Here is a 14,110-nt window from a genome sequence, read left to right as displayed (position 1 = left end):
TGTGCGGCTGCACAGAGGGCGCTGCTGATTCATTGGTAGTCGGTTACTGTTTTCCGGGATCCTGGACCTCGCCGATCGTATCCATTACTTTGTTTTCCGTTTTGCCATCTTTCAATTCGGTTTGGATGACGTATAATTGCTGGATGATGTGATGGGTAGTTGGATCGAATTTGATCGGTCCGCGCGGGCTGGTAAAGGCTACGTTCCCGAACGCTTCCGTTACTTTTTGCTTATCCGAGGTGTCGCCGTTTAAGCTGTTTAACACCTCGACGATGATCCGTCCCGCATCATATCCTTCGATCGACTCAATGCTCGGGCGCTGGTTGTACTTCTTCTCATAGGCTTCGATAAAAGCCATGTTCTCCGGCGTATCCAGGTGGTAGTCCCAGAACATCGTGCTGATGATCCCTTCCGGAGAGTTGCCCTGTGCCGGACGGATATCCTCTGCGTTCAGCCAGCCGGAACCGACGAGCGGGATCTTGCCTTTCAGTCCGTACTGCTCGTACTGCTGGACGAAGCGAACGGCGTCGCTGCCGGCGAAGAAAGCGTAGACGGCTTCCGGATTGGCTCCCTTGATCTGGGTCAGATAGGAAGCGTAGTCGTTGGAGCCGAGCGGCGGGAAGACTTCTCCCGCAACCTCGCCGCCAGCAGCGGTGTAGGCTTCTTTGAAAGCGGTGACGACTTCGTGCCCGAACGCATAGTCAGCAGCAACCAGGTACATCTTCTTGGAGATATGGTCATAGGCGTATTTTCCCATCGAGTGGCCGATCTGCCACGAGCTGAAGGACGATCTCCAGATGTAATCGCTGCCTTTGCTCCTGGTCAGATCGTTGCCGCCGGCATGCGAGACGAGGAAGGGGATTTTCTTGCTGTCCACTTCGTCGCGCAGCGCGTAGGCCACCGCCGTGCTGACCGGACCGGTCAAGATGTCGATTTGATCCTTTTCGACCAGTTTGCGGAGCTTGCGCAAGGCGGCCTGCGGATCGTTTTCCTCATCCTCTTTGATCAGTTCGATCTTTCTTCCGCCCGCTTCCCAATTGACCGTCTCAAAGTACAATTCCAACCCTCTCGTCAGGTTTTCGCCCAAGGAGGCGTAGACCCCGGAATACGGGAGGATCGCGCCGATCTTGACCGGTGCCTGATTCGCCGGCGCCTTGTCGCCGTCAGAGGCATTCGGTGCCTCTCCCTGCGGCTTGTTCTCCGCTCCTGAAGCCGGAGCTGTTGCGGACTGGCCGCAGGCTGACAGCAGGGCCATACTTACAACTAGCAAGAAAGCGATTACAATTTTGTTTTTTTTCATTTTCTCACCCCGTTAATCAATTCCTTTGTACGAACAAAGCAGGTACGATCTGCTGCCCTCTTTCCCCTCTCTGCGTGCCCCCTCCTCAAAATTCTGGGTTATCAATATATTCAAATAGTATTATATATTCTGTATCGGGTTTTTACAAAGCTTTTTTAATGTTCGTAATAAAAACATAATGCTGATATATTTATGATCGTTAAAATTACGTAATATATTATGCGAAAGAAAACCCTGGAGAAAAACTCCGCATCCTTTTTTTCGGGAAAGAAACTTGTATCAGCGCTCTAAAATACAGATAATGGGAGACACTACGAGAAAACCCTCCTTCTTTTTCATGAAACGGGAGGGACGCAAAAGAACGGAGCGGAAATGATCATGAAACTAAAAAACATTGTGCTGCAGAATGTAACGTTGGCGTGTCACGACGAAGGAGACGGCAAACCGATTGTTTTGCTTCACGGGTTTTGCGGAAGCCATAAGTATTGGGAAAAAGTCATTCCTGCATTGGTAAAAAACCATCGGGTAATCGCCCCGGATCTTCCTGGTCACGGAAGTTCAAGCTTTTCGGGTGATCTGCATTCCATTGAGGCCCTGGCCGAAATCATGAAGGAGCTGCTAGATACATTGCAAATTAAAGAAGTGTCCATGTTTGGACACTCTTTAGGCGGGTACATTACACTTGCGTTTGCGGAAAGATTTACAGACCGGCTGTCCCGTTTATCGCTCATTCACTCGACTGCTTTTCCAGACTCAGACGAAGCAAAGAAGGGTAGAGAGGCCAATATAGAAAAAGTAACCCGCCAAGGAGTTCATTCACTCGTCGACGGGTTGGTACCGAAACTATTTTCTCAAGAAAATCTGCACAAACATGCTCAAGACGTCGAAGCGGCAAAAGAAATTGGTTACATGACTGCTCCTGAAGGGGCCATCGGGGCGCTGAAAGCGATGAAAGATCGGCCAGACCGAAACAGCGTGCTTGCGAACACTTCGCTCCCTGTCTTGCTGCTGGCCGGCGACAAGGATCAGATCATCCCCTACCAAAAAACGTTTTCGGTAACAAAAGAAAACGTGAAGCAGTCCTTGCTCAAAAACACGGGCCATATGAGTATGTACGAAGCACCTGTTCAGCTTCTTTCCGAGATGGAGAGCTTTTTGACGTGATCCCGATCTACCGCAATCACTGCGGTTCTCCTCCCTGAAACTCAGACAGTTCTGACAGTTTTTGCGCCAGATTGTTCAATTCCTCGATCGAAGCGGCCAGCTCCTCCGTGCTGGCGGCATTCTCTTCCGTCAGGCTGCCTGCCTCCTCGATCGCCTTCAGCATCGATGCGCTCAGTGCTTGAATCTGCTGCAGCTGGCCGGCAATCCGTTTGGCGGACTCGCCGGAGCGCTCAGCCAGTTGACGGATCTCTTGCGCCACCACGGAGAAACCCTTGCCGTACTCGCCGGCGTGGGCTGCCTGGATGGAGGCATTCAAGCCGAGCAGATTGGTCTGGGAAGCCACCTGAAAGACGAAATGGGTCACGTCCGAAATATCTTCCATCTGTTTGTTTACCGTCTGCGACGTATCGGACATCGTCTCGGTCATCGCTGCCAACTGCTGGGAAGCCTGGGAGATGGAATGGGCGCTCGCGGCTATCTGTTCCGTCATCGCGGCAAGGCTCTGCGCGATTTGCGACATTTGATCGTTTTTCTCCTGTGAGATTCCGATGGAGATGCAGCCTACCGCTTCTCCGTTTTCAAACAGCGGCAGGCAGATCGCGTTATGGGCGACACCGTACAGTTCTTTGTTGCCCTGCCGGACGATTCTGCGCTTTTCTTCCAGCGCCACTTTGGTCAGACTTCCGTCCCTGATCGGATCGCCGACGCGGATTGCCATTTTCAATCGTTTGCCGGGCAGGGAGACGACAAACTTCTCCCTGTCGGCAATGCAGAAATGAACGTCCTCCAGCATCAATTGGCTCATATAAGGGGCAACGGCGATAAAATGATCTAAAATAGACATGGGTTCACCCGTCCCTCCGTCGCAATATTTCACTGGCGAGCTTGAAAGAGCGTCTGCTCCCCTTCCACTTTTGCCAGCTCATCTAGTGAAGCCAGATACTCCAGGTGGGCAAGCGTCTCGGCCAGCGCAAACCGCCACTGATGCGGCGTCAGCTGCTTCTCGCTGAAGACCGCCTCGGCAACCTGGTAGGCCGTCCGTCCTGCTTTGGCCAGCTGCAGCATCCTGTCCAGACGCACCGTGTGATGCTGCAGGATCTCCTCGATCCGCTGTTTTACGTCCGTGATCACTTTTCCGTGTCCGGGCAGCGCCAGAGAGACATCGAGCGAGCGAAGCTGGCGCAGCGACTCCAGGTAATCCTGCAGCGGATTGGGGCTGCATCCCGGCCACAGACTGATGTTGGGCGTGATTTTATCGAGCAGATGATCCCCCGCCAGCAGCCACTTGCGCTCTGGCTGGTAAAAACAGACGTGCCCGTCGCTGTGTCCCGGTGTGTGGATCATTTGCCACGCTTCTCCCGCCAAATCCGCTTGCGTAATCGGAGCGGCTTGAAGCTGTGCGAGCGGCAGCACATGCTGGCTCAGTTTTTCCATGCTTTCCGCGATCTTCTCTGCCAGCTCGGACGGCACGCCGTGTTTGACGCACATCTGTGCGACCAGCCTTGTCTGGCTGCTGTCCGTCCCCCAGGTTCGCAGCGCCATCTCCCGATCGATGTCGCTGAGATACACCGGCGCTCCGGTCAACTCCTGCATCCAGCCAGCCAACCCGAGATGGTCGGGGTGAAAGTGAGTCAGGTAGATCGCCTTTACATCGCGCGTGTGCACGTCCAATTGACGAAAAGCAGCCTTCCACGCCTCTTGTGCTTCGGGGTAGTTAAAGCCTGCATCAACCACTACACTCCCCTGGTCTCCCCGAAACAGGTAACAGTACACGTATTTCATCGGGAATGGCACGGGGACCGGAATCCGGAACAGCGTATCGCTTATGCGTTGTATCTCCATGTTGCCCTCCTCCTAGCGGTTCTTCCAGACGGGCGGCCGCTTCTCCAGAAACGATTGCAAGCCCTCCTGGGCATCGTCTGAATAGACCAGGTCCCGCAAGTAGATTTGTTCCACCTTGCCGATCGCAGCCGCAAACGACACGGCCATCGCCTCGCGCACCGCTTTTCGGGTCAGGCGCAGGGCAAGCGGGCTTTTGCTGCGCAGGTTGTCGAGGAGCTGCTCCAGCGCCGCCTCCAAGTCGTCAGGTGAAACGACCCTATTGACGAGTCCCCACTCATACGCCGTCTGGGCGCTGATCGTCTCGCCGGTCAAGAGCAGCTCCATCGTTCGGTTCAGCCCTGTCAACCAGGGGAAGGCCACGACGGATACCGGCGGAAACAGCGCCAGATTGATCTCCGGCTGACCGAACTTGGCCCGGTCTGTGGCGATGACCAGATCGCAAAAGGTCGCCAGTTCGCAGCCCCCGCCGATCGCTGCCCCCTCGACCACGGCGATGGTCGGGCAAGGAACCTCGATCAGCCGGTGAAACATTTTGTGAAACAGGTGAATCATCGGCTCCGTCTTTTCGCCCATGTGATCTTCGACCGCAACGCCGGCTGAAAACGCTTTTCCCTCCGCGCGAATCACCAGAGCGTGCAGGTTTTCCTCCTTGCAGACGGAGGATAGCGCATCTGCGATCTCTTCCATCATCTCAATGTTCATAACGTTGACCGGCGGCCGCTTCAACACCAGTTCAGCTACGCGATCCCGCTGGGCAAAGCTGATCAATTGATACGATTTCACGGACTTCATCCCCTCTGCAACAATGTTTTTACGGCTGGCCTGACGACCTCGTTCGCTCGCACATCGTAAAGTCCGAGCGGAACCAGGCGCAGTCCCGGCAGAAAGTCACAAGTCAAAAACAGCAGGGTGTACAAGATGTCGTGGAACGGATAACCGCGCTGTTGCACGGCAGCCAGCAGTTGGTTTTGATATTCGACCGCTTGTTCAAAGGAAGGGGAATCCGTCATCATCCCGGTCAAAGGCAGCGGAATCTCCAGGATTACCCGCCCGCCCTCTGCGATGACAATGCCGCCGCCCAGCTCGTGCACCCGTGCAGCCGCGAGCGCCATCGCTTCCGGATCCCGGCCGATGGTCAGCAGCTGGGTGGTAGTATTGTAGGTGGAGGCCAGGCCTTCCAGGTTTGTAGCGAAATGTTCCATAATGCCGTGCGTCACCCATTTCCCTGCGCGGTCAATCAGATTGGCGTAAACCAGACCTGACTGTGCGGAGAGATCCACATACCCTTTTTCTACCGGCAGGTTCATCTGTTTTTGCGTCGTGATCACGGTGCTGCGGAAGCTGATGACAGGAACAGGCTCATCCGCCGCCCCATGCGGACAGCGGTGCAGATCGGCCTGCGCCAAATCCGCTTTGGCCAAGTCAAACGGTCTGACAGAGAGGTATCGCTCCCAATCCAGCTCCGGAATCTGGACGAGCAGTTCCCCCTTGGCGGCGACGACCTCCCCTGCGGATATCACCAGCTCCGGCCGGAAGTCGGTCAGATCAGGCAGCAGCAGCAAATCGGCGCGTCTAGCAGGGGCGATCCCGCCGATCTTCTCGTCCATGCGCAGAAACGTCGCCGCATTGATCGTTACCATCTGGAGCGCCTGCATCGGCGGCAGTCCGAGCCCAACCGCTTTTCGCAGCAGGCCGTCGACAAGCCCCTCCTCCTCGATAAAGGCAGGATGCGGACCGTCTGTCGTCATCAGGATCCGGTTTGTCGCCACCTTCCCCTCCGTAATCATCGTGATGATCTCCGGCAGGTCAGGACGCAGCGAACTGTTGCGCAAGGTGGTCCACATGCCAAGGCGCAGCCGGTCAAGGGATTCCTTTGCGGTGATCGCTTCATGGCAGGCGCTGATGCCGGCGGCCACGATGGAATTCAGCTTTTCGTACGAGCATCCGGCGGTATGGCCGTCGGAAATCTTCCCCAGACCTTTCAGATAGTCAATCGTTTCCAGCAAAAACGGATCGCCGTTGTAGAGAAGCGGCCAGCGGGTCACCTCTGCGCTGCCGACCACCTCGTCCATGGCGAGCAAGCGGCGGACAGACTCCTGGTTGAACTCCTCACGCTCTGTCGGGTAGTCGGCCTGGGACACCAAGCGGACCAGCCACAGATTGTTGCCGGGAAGCTCGCGCAAATCTTCCGCCATTTTGGCAAATCCGTCCGCTCCCATGTGCAGGTAAAAAAACAGATTGTCGTTGACAACAGTGGTGGTTCCGAGGGACAACGCCTTCTTGGTCAAGCTGACGGGATTATAGACGACCCAGGGATGGGCATGGGGCTCGATGTAGCCCGGGGCGACGTATTTTCCCTTTGCATCAATCACCTTTGTCTTCTCGCCGATTGACGCTTCGCTCTCGCCGACATAGGCGATGCAATCTTTGTATACCGCTACATTTTGCCGCAGAAACTCGCCGGAGTACACATTGATTACCGTGCCGCCCTTGATGTAGAGGTCAGCAGTTCGACGGCCTTGTGCAACTTCTATCAGTTCATGCCGAGTCGCTTTCACGTTCATTACCACCTTTTTTCACACCTTTGGCCTGCTGGTTCCCGGCCGAAGGTGAAAAGTCTGCTCTTTCCAGTACGAGTGACGCCAGCGTGCCGCCTGCCAATCCCCAAAACGGCGCTCCGATGTGAAAGAGGGAGACGCCGGAGACGGTGATGATAAATGAGAACAGCGCCCCAAGCTTGAAGCGCGATGAAAAACTGGACGCAAGCGAGCCCGCCAACACGCCAACCATCGCCAAACCGCCGAGCAGCTTGATCAGATGAGCCGGGACGATCTGCGTCATCATCGCGGCAATCGGGGCAAACACGCCAAACAAAATCCACAAGATTCCAACAATAACCGCCGCGACATACCTTCCTTCCCGCGGTCCGGTATCGCTCCCGCTGATAATCGCCGTCATCGGTCCGGCGATGCATGCCGAGTGGGCGCCGAAAAAGCTGTTGATCAGCGATCCGATGCCGCTCCAGTTGGTCATGGCATTGACCGGCGGCTGGTAGCCGCTAGTACCGAGCAGGCCGATTCCCTGCGCATTTTGAATGGCAATGACCGTCAGCGTCAAAGGAATCACCAGCTCGCCGATCGCGCCCGGGTCGAACGATGGCAGGAACACCTGGGGCTTCGCCAGTGTAAACGCTGCGCCGTTTGCCTGCAGCATGCCCGACAGATACAGCAGCAAAAAAGCGGCCAGCAAGGCGGCGAGCAGCGGCGGAAATCGCTTCGCCAGCAGGGGAAAAGCGGAAAACAGGAGGTAGACGGCCAAGATCGCGCCATTTGGCAAGGGCGCTTCTACAGTCGAAGTGATGATATCGATTCCGAAGGGCAGCAGGACCCCGGAGACCATGCCCATCATGATCGGCATCGGCAAGATCTTCATGATTCGCTTGACAATCCCGGTGACGCCGAGAACCACGACCAAAAGGCCCGTAATGAAGTACGCTCCGACGACCTCGGCAAACGTATGCTGCATGAGCGAGCTCCCGACCAAAACAGCGCCGGGAATGGAAAAGGCAACCGGGATTGGCTGGCGGTAGTACAGCGACATTCCAAGCGTCAAAACGCCGCCGACGACGTAGATGGAAAAAATCCAGGAGATGGTCACGTCCATAGTGACATTCCCTTTGGCGGCTGACTGCAGCACGATCAGCAAAGGTCCTGTGACCCCAAACAGCCAGGCGATAATCCCGTTGGATACGCTGGCAACAGACAAGTGCTTGGGGAAGTCGCGAAGGCTTCCCATCCAGGCTGATCTCTCCGAGGTCAAATGTCGTATGTTCCCTCCTTAACTAACGTAGATCTCCGCAAACGGATTGATCGCTTTGTCGCGGTTTGGCTGGACAGACCGATCAGGCGCGTGTTCAAACACGGACTCGAAGAAGCGGACGGCGGACACGGAGATCAATTGGTGGATATTCCAAAACAGATCTCTGGCGCTTCTTCCGCTCCAGTGCTCGGGCAGGAGGTCCTTGGGAAATCCCGGGTCCTTAAACAGAAACTTTCGGAACTCGTGAACAAGATGGGTGCGCTCCAAAAAGGACTCCACATCTGTCAGCGTATTATTCCAGACGCGCTCTTTCAAAAGCTCGTATTTGGCTTGATAGGACTCGATAAAACCGTTGTATTCGGCCTCGATTTCCTGCAGATTCCATCCTTTGTCGATGATGTACTGATTGTCATGGGAGACGACAGAGCTGGAGCCGAACAACATGGTATAATTTTCCAGATTATAGGTGCGGATCATCTCCATGATCTGTTCTTCCAAGGGATTCGGGCTGACCCAGACACTGTTGGATACAAGCCCGAATCCCGTCCAGTTCAACTCCTTGCGAATCTGGTTTCGCAGCTCCCGCTTTTCCTCCGGCACAGAATAGGTCAAAATCCGCCATAATCCGTCCCATTTGTGATCGCGAATGGAGTACACCCTTTTTACGCCGTCTTCGATCCTTCTTTTGCCCTTCTCGGTCAAACTGTAGTAGCTCTTGTTTCCGACTCTTCTTACCTGCAGGAGATCCTGCTGCACCATGCGGAGCGTCGCCCCCCTGACAGAGGATTCAGAAATTCCGAATTCCGACATGATCCGGATGAGGCTGCCGATCCAGATTTCTCCGCCATAGTACTGAATAAAATCTCCGTAGAGAGTGATCATCAGTGACCTTGGTTTCATATCTTTCACCTTCTATTGACGAGACTTGTTTCTTCTATCACTGATATCTAGAGTATGCTAATTCCCTCTTAATGGCAAGAATGACGGAAGCTCTATTTAACTGATTCTCAGTTTGAACCGCTGGATTTTGCCGGTTGATGTCTTTGGCAGCTCATCGACGAATTCAATCAACCTCGGGTACTTGTACGGCGCCAGCTTTTGCTTCAAGTAATCCTGCATATCCTTTTTCAGGCTGTCAATCGGAGTGACGCCGTTTTTCAACACGACAAACGCTTTCGGATGCGTGAGGTTTTCCTCCTGCTGCACGCCGACGACGGCAACCTCCAGGACAGCTTCGTGTTGAAGTAAAGCGTTTTCAATTTCGATGGGCGAGACCCAGATTCCCCCCACCTTGATCATGTCGTCCGAACGGCCGCAGTACCAGAAATACCCTTCCTCGTCGACGTAGTACTTGTCGCCGGTGTGCAGCCATTCTCCGCTGAACTTCCGCTTGTTTTCCTCGTGGAGGTTCCAGTAGCCGTGGGCAATGCTGTCGCCCTTCACCAGCAGGTCGCCGGTTTCGTTCGCTGAGAGCGCCACGCCCATTTCATTGACGATCTTCGCCTCGTACCCGGGGACGAGCCTGCCCGAGCTGCCTTCGCGAATATCGCCGATCTGATTGGACAGGAAGATGTGCAGCACCTCCGTCGATCCGAGCCCGTCAAGGATGTCCGTACCGAACAGCTCCTTCCACTTGCGAACGTACTTGGCCGGGAGCGCCTCTCCTGCCGATACGCTGATCCGGATCGAAGAAAGATCGTATGTTTTCCCGCTGCGCTCGACGAGGTCGATCATCGCGCCGTAAAGCGTCGGCACCCCGAAAAAGATCGTCGGCTTGTACTTCTCGATGGTTTCGAATACCTTTTCGGGCAGCGGGCGTTCCGGCATCAACACGGTCGATGCGCCGACCCCTAAAGGAAAATACATCCCGTTGCCCAGCCCATAGGCGAAAAACAGCTTGGAGGCGGAGAATGTGATGTCGGACTCCGTCATCTTCAGCACTCTTTTGGCGTACGTGTCAAGGGCGAATTGCATGTCGTGCTGCAGGTGGATGACGCCCTTGGGATTTCCCGTGCTTCCCGAGCTGTACAGCCAGAACGCAGCATCGTCGTAATTGGTCGAGGCCGGTTCCAGCTCGGCCGATTCCCCGCCGATCCATTCGTCGTAGGCGTGCACATGGGCCACTCCGCCTTCCGCCTCGCCGACCACAATCACGTGCTCCAGGTAGAGACACCGGCTTTGCAGATGGCGAATTTTGCTCCAGATGTCGGAGTGAATGATCATCGCCTTGGCCCGGCTGTTGTTTAAAAAGTATTCGTAATCGGAAGGATGCATCATCGTATTGACGGGAATCGGCACGGCGCCAATCTTGACGGCCCCGTAGAACGAAGCGATAAATTCCGGGGTGTCGTGACACACCAGGAGAATCCGGTGCTCCATCTCCAGCCCGAGCTTTTTCAGCGCATTCCCTGCCTGATTCACGCTATTCTGCAGTTGTTTGTAGGTGATCTGCCGGTCCTCGTAGTAGATGGCCACCTTGTCTCCGATGCCGTTATTTACGTTTTCGTCGATAAAGCGTGCTGCTGCATTGTACCTAACCCCTAAACCTCTTACTTCCATCTCTACCTCATCACCTTCCAGGAAGGATAAATAGTCCAACTTGCAATCCAGTCAAAGACATGTATTGAAGCGCTTTCATAAGATGTAGTCGAGTTTTTGCAGCGGGTGCTTTGCGCTGTAACGATGATCAAGAGCTGCTCGTATCTTTGCCTGAAAAAAACGCAATATCAGCTGTGCAGCCGACATTGCACTTTTTTCTTACAGGCCCTTCCAGTTCGCCTGGCGTTTTTCCAAGAAGGAGCTCAAGCCTTCTTTTGCATCCTCGGAGCGGAACAACAGGTTTTGCAGTTCGCCTTCGTAGCGAATTGCTGCATTCAGCGGCATTTCTTTGCCGTTCATGATCGACAGCTTGATGTTGGAGATGGCATAGGTGGCGCTGTTTGCGATGTTTCTCGCGTACTCCAGCACTTTTTCACGCGTCTCGGCTTGCGGAAACACATCGTTTACGAGGCCGATCTCCTTCGCTTCCTGGGGACTGATCGTCTTGCCGGTGATGTTCATGTCCAGGGCGCGGGAATGACCGATCAGACGAGCCAGACGCTGCGTCCCGCCCGTACCGGCCAGTACGCCGAGCGACACTTCCGGCAGCCCGATCTTTCCGGCCTCGTCACCCATAAAGCGCAGGTCGCAGCCCAGGGCCATTTCCAATCCGCCCCCGACCGTATGCCCTTCCAGGCAGGCGATGAAAATTTGCGGGGAGCGTGCCATCTTGTCCAGCGTTTCGTTGCAGAACAGGCAGAATTGCGTTTTAAAACGGGGTTCGGCCGCTTTCAGGAAGTTGATGTCCGCTCCGGCGGAAAAAAACTTGGGCATATCGCTCATCAGAATGGCTACCTTGATATCGTTGTCAAAGCGGATATCGTCAATCGCTGCATTCAACTCCCGGTAGAAGTCGAGGTTGTAAGAGTTGGTTTTGTTGACATGCAAATGAATTTCTGCAATACCGTTTTCTTTTTTCAAGGTTAACAGTTTTTGCTCAGGGACGACAGATGAAGACATGACATTTCCTCCTTTACCTATTTGTTATGTTTTAAAAACATTCGCATTTAATGCATAATATACTAAATGGGCTTTATATTCTCAAAGTTCATATAACTAAAATAATGGACACTTTTTGTTAAAATTCAAAAGAATTCTTCAAAACGCTCTCATTTTCTTTATATTATGGTTTTTCAACGAACGACGAAAAAACCGCAAAATCATAATTTTACCTCAGACGTTAATATGGTTGGTGAACGGTCGATTTGAAAAGCGGAGGAGTAAGGGAAGAGAAAAAGAAATGGCAGATACCTGTGTTCGGTAACTGCCATCTGTTGGTGAGGGGTTGTGTGCAGAAGCTTATTCGTCTTGCAGGTGACACGCCACGTAGTGACTCTCGGCATCGACTTGCCTGAATTCGGGACGGTCTGTTTTGCACTTCTCCATCGCCAGCGGGCACCGCGTATGAAACGCGCAGCCTGATGGGGGGTTGGCCGGGCTCGGCACATCTCCGGTCAGGATGATCCGCTCCAAGGCCGCATCCGGATTGGGAACCGGGACAGCCGACAGCAAGGCCCGGGTATAGGGATGGGCCGGCTGCGCGTAGAGCCTTTCCTTGGGGGCGAATTCGACCAACCTGCCCAGGTACATGACGCCAACCCGGTCGCTGATGTGCTTGACGACACTCAAGTCGTGCGAAATAAACAAGTAGGTCAGCGAGAACTGTTCCTGCAAATCCTGCAGCAGATTCAGAATTTGCGACTGGATCGAGACATCCAGCGCCGATACCGGTTCGTCCGCCACGATCAGCGCCGGGTGCAAAATCAGCGAGCGGGCAATGCCGATGCGCTGCCGCTGCCCTCCGCTAAATTCATGGGGGAATCGGTTGGCGTAGTGCTCGCCAAGTCCAACCACTTCAAGTATCTCCTCTACTTTTTTCAGCCGTTCCTTTTTTGTGCCAATCCCGTGGATTTCCAGCGGCTCGAGCAGGATATCCCGTACCTTCATTCGCGGGTCGAGGGAAGCGTACGGATCCTGGAAGACGATTTGCAGCTCCTGGCGCAAATGGCGCAGCTCGTTCACCGACAGGCGGGATAGCGGCTTGCCCTTGTAGACTACTTCTCCGCCTGTCGGCTTGATCAAGTGAAGCAGCGCCCGGCCTGTCGTCGATTTGCCGCAGCCGCTCTCACCGACCAATCCGACGGTCTCGCCCTTTTGAATCTCGAAGGAGACCCCGTCGACCGCCTTGATGATTGTATCTGGTTTGCCCAATCTTTTTTTGGAGTGAAAGTATTTTTTCAGCTCATGTACTTGCAGCAATGTCTCCCCCATGCTCACGGCCCCCTTCCTCGGCAAGCCAGCAGCGGCTTTGATGCGTTTGATTGAGCGAAAACAGCGGCGGCGCCACCCGGCAGCTCTCTCGAAAAAACTCACACCGCGGGGCAAACCGGCAGCCGGACGGCATCGATGAAGGATGCGGCACGCTTCCTTTGATCGAGTACAAGCGCCGTTTTTGCTCCTCCAGCTTGGGGATCGAAGCGATCAGCCCCTTTGTATAAGGATGGGCGGGATGGTTGAAAAGCTCGCGAACGGGCGCCTGCTCAATGATTTGCCCGGCGTACATGACGACGACCCGGTCGCACATTTCGGCGACGATGCCCAGGTCATGGGTGATCAGGATAATCGATGTCCCGTTGGTGTGTTTTACTTTTCTCATCAAATCGAGGATTTGTGCCTGGATCGTCACATCCAGAGCCGTCGTCGGTTCATCTGCGATCAGAAGCTGAGGCTGGCAAGACATCGCCATCGCGATCATCACCCGCTGCCGCATCCCGCCGGATAACTGGTGCGGGTATTCCTTGACGATCCCTTCGGCCCGCGGGATGCCAACCATCTGCAACAAGTCGATGCAGCGTTCCTTCGCCTCCCTTTTGGACAGGCCCAAGTGCAGGCGAATCTGTTCGCCAAGCTGCTCGCCAATCGTATAGACCGGATTGAGGGAAGTCATCGGCTCCTGGAAGATCATGGAGATCTCGTTGCCGCGAAGCTTTCGCAGCTCTTTTGCCGGCAATTTTGTCAGATCCCGGCCTTGAAAGCGGATGCTTCCTTCGGCGATCCTGCCGATTCCCTGCGGCAGCAGTCCCATGATCGACAGAGATGTTACGCTCTTGCCGCATCCCGACTCTCCGACGATCCCCAGCGTTTCTCCGGGAAACACTTCAAAGCTGACTCCGTTTACGGGCTGAAATTCTCCCTCTTCACCGCGAATCCCAATCGTCAGATTGTCTACCTGCAGAATCGGTTGCATGTGGTTCCCTCCTTCCATCAGGATTCAGCGGCTGCCAGCATTGCGGCAGTAAGGATTTGCGAGCCCCAAACCAGCGTGTCCAACCGAAAGGACATCTGCAGATGGTGGAGCCCCGGCCGCACAGCGGAAATCGTCCCCAT

At 54.6% G+C, this 14,110-nt stretch carries 13 protein-coding genes; 1 reads left to right on the top strand and 12 read right to left on the bottom strand.

Annotated elements, in window-relative coordinates:
* Positions 1-43: 43 nt before the first annotated feature.
* Positions 44-1,300, bottom strand: coding sequence for an ABC transporter substrate-binding protein (locus ACI7RC_RS20885; RefSeq protein ID WP_408110126.1), 1,257 nt, complete (start codon positions 1,298-1,300; stop codon positions 44-46).
* A 378-nt stretch (positions 1,301-1,678) separates the two neighbouring features.
* Between ACI7RC_RS20885 and ACI7RC_RS20880 the strand changes: the two genes are divergently transcribed.
* Positions 1,679-2,464 carry an alpha/beta fold hydrolase gene (locus ACI7RC_RS20880; protein WP_408110125.1) on the top strand — a complete coding sequence of 262 codons (786 nt, stop codon included), beginning with the start codon at positions 1,679-1,681 and terminating at the stop codon, positions 2,462-2,464.
* A gap of 16 nt (positions 2,465-2,480) precedes the next feature.
* On the opposite strand, the gene ACI7RC_RS20875 is transcribed toward ACI7RC_RS20880, so the two are convergent.
* The 11 genes from ACI7RC_RS20875 to ACI7RC_RS20825 all read right to left on the bottom strand — a co-directional run bounded on the left by ACI7RC_RS20875 (position 2,481) and on the right by ACI7RC_RS20825 (position 14,110).
* Positions 2,481-3,308 (bottom strand): methyl-accepting chemotaxis protein, encoded by an 828-nt coding sequence (locus ACI7RC_RS20875; RefSeq protein WP_408110124.1) that lies wholly within the window; start codon positions 3,306-3,308, stop codon positions 2,481-2,483.
* Positions 3,309-3,337: 29 nt separating this feature from the next.
* Positions 3,338-4,306 (bottom strand): MBL fold metallo-hydrolase, encoded by a 969-nt coding sequence (locus ACI7RC_RS20870; protein WP_408110123.1) that lies wholly within the window; start codon positions 4,304-4,306, stop codon positions 3,338-3,340.
* 12 nt (positions 4,307-4,318) lie between these two features.
* Positions 4,319-5,089, bottom strand: a complete 771-nt coding sequence (locus tag ACI7RC_RS20865; protein WP_408110122.1) for an enoyl-CoA hydratase/isomerase family protein — start codon at positions 5,087-5,089, stop codon at positions 4,319-4,321.
* 5 nt (positions 5,090-5,094) lie between these two features.
* Complete coding sequence (locus ACI7RC_RS20860) at positions 5,095-6,870, bottom strand: adenine deaminase C-terminal domain-containing protein (protein WP_408110166.1); 1,776 nt, start codon at positions 6,868-6,870, stop codon at positions 5,095-5,097.
* Complete coding sequence (locus tag ACI7RC_RS20855) at positions 6,845-8,125, bottom strand: benzoate/H(+) symporter BenE family transporter (protein WP_408110121.1); 1,281 nt, start codon at positions 8,123-8,125, stop codon at positions 6,845-6,847. The genes ACI7RC_RS20860 and ACI7RC_RS20855 overlap by 26 nt, the downstream gene beginning before the upstream one ends.
* 18 nt (positions 8,126-8,143) lie before the next feature.
* A complete protein-coding gene (gene paaX / locus ACI7RC_RS20850; protein ID WP_408110120.1) occupies positions 8,144-9,025 on the bottom strand; it encodes a phenylacetic acid degradation operon negative regulatory protein PaaX in 882 nt (293 codons plus the stop codon).
* Between the two features lie 96 nt (positions 9,026-9,121).
* Complete coding sequence (locus tag ACI7RC_RS20845; RefSeq protein ID WP_408110119.1) at positions 9,122-10,684, bottom strand: benzoate-CoA ligase family protein; 1,563 nt, start codon at positions 10,682-10,684, stop codon at positions 9,122-9,124.
* A 198-nt stretch (positions 10,685-10,882) separates the two neighbouring features.
* Positions 10,883-11,683, bottom strand: coding sequence for an enoyl-CoA hydratase/isomerase family protein (locus ACI7RC_RS20840; RefSeq protein WP_408110118.1), 801 nt, complete (start codon positions 11,681-11,683; stop codon positions 10,883-10,885).
* A gap of 339 nt (positions 11,684-12,022) precedes the next feature.
* Entirely contained in the window at positions 12,023-12,994 is a 972-nt protein-coding gene (locus tag ACI7RC_RS20835; RefSeq protein WP_408110117.1) for an ABC transporter ATP-binding protein, read from the bottom strand.
* A complete protein-coding gene (locus ACI7RC_RS20830; RefSeq protein ID WP_408110116.1) occupies positions 12,966-13,970 on the bottom strand; it encodes an ABC transporter ATP-binding protein in 1,005 nt (334 codons plus the stop codon). Before ACI7RC_RS20830 ends, ACI7RC_RS20835 begins: the two co-directional genes overlap by 29 nt.
* Positions 13,971-13,987: 17 nt before the next feature.
* Positions 13,988-14,110 (bottom strand): hypothetical protein, encoded by a 123-nt coding sequence (locus tag ACI7RC_RS20825; protein ID WP_408110115.1) that lies wholly within the window; start codon positions 14,108-14,110, stop codon positions 13,988-13,990.

The sequence above is a fragment of the Brevibacillus sp. B_LB10_24 genome (assembly GCF_046036945.1).
GTDB lineage: Bacteria > Bacillota > Bacilli > Brevibacillales > Brevibacillaceae > Brevibacillus_C.
This window is presented reverse-complemented; position numbering and strand designations above follow the sequence as displayed.

What these genes read in the sequence shown, in the direction of transcription:
- ACI7RC_RS20885 (WP_408110126.1), bottom strand. Translation starts at nt 1,300, where the DNA reads ATGAAAAAAAACAAAATTGTAATCGCTTTCTTGCTAGTTGTAAGTATG.
- ACI7RC_RS20880 (WP_408110125.1), top strand. Translation starts at nt 1,679, where the DNA reads ATGAAACTAAAAAACATTGTGCTGCAGAATGTAACGTTGGCGTGTCAC.
- ACI7RC_RS20875 (WP_408110124.1), bottom strand. Translation starts at nt 3,308, where the DNA reads ATGTCTATTTTAGATCATTTTATCGCCGTTGCCCCTTATATGAGCCAA.
- ACI7RC_RS20870 (WP_408110123.1), bottom strand. Translation starts at nt 4,306, where the DNA reads ATGGAGATACAACGCATAAGCGATACGCTGTTCCGGATTCCGGTCCCC.
- ACI7RC_RS20860 (WP_408110166.1), bottom strand. Translation starts at nt 6,870, where the DNA reads ATGAACGTGAAAGCGACTCGGCATGAACTGATAGAAGTTGCACAAGGC.
- paaX (WP_408110120.1), bottom strand. Translation starts at nt 9,025, where the DNA reads ATGAAACCAAGGTCACTGATGATCACTCTCTACGGAGATTTTATTCAG.
- ACI7RC_RS20845 (WP_408110119.1), bottom strand. Translation starts at nt 10,684, where the DNA reads ATGGAAGTAAGAGGTTTAGGGGTTAGGTACAATGCAGCAGCACGCTTT.
- ACI7RC_RS20840 (WP_408110118.1), bottom strand. Translation starts at nt 11,683, where the DNA reads ATGTCTTCATCTGTCGTCCCTGAGCAAAAACTGTTAACCTTGAAAAAA.
- ACI7RC_RS20835 (WP_408110117.1), bottom strand. Translation starts at nt 12,994, where the DNA reads ATGGGGGAGACATTGCTGCAAGTACATGAGCTGAAAAAATACTTTCAC.
- ACI7RC_RS20830 (WP_408110116.1), bottom strand. Translation starts at nt 13,970, where the DNA reads ATGCAACCGATTCTGCAGGTAGACAATCTGACGATTGGGATTCGCGGT.
- ACI7RC_RS20825 (WP_408110115.1), bottom strand. Translation starts at nt 14,110, where the DNA reads ATGGGGACGATTTCCGCTGTGCGGCCGGGGCTCCACCATCTGCAGATG.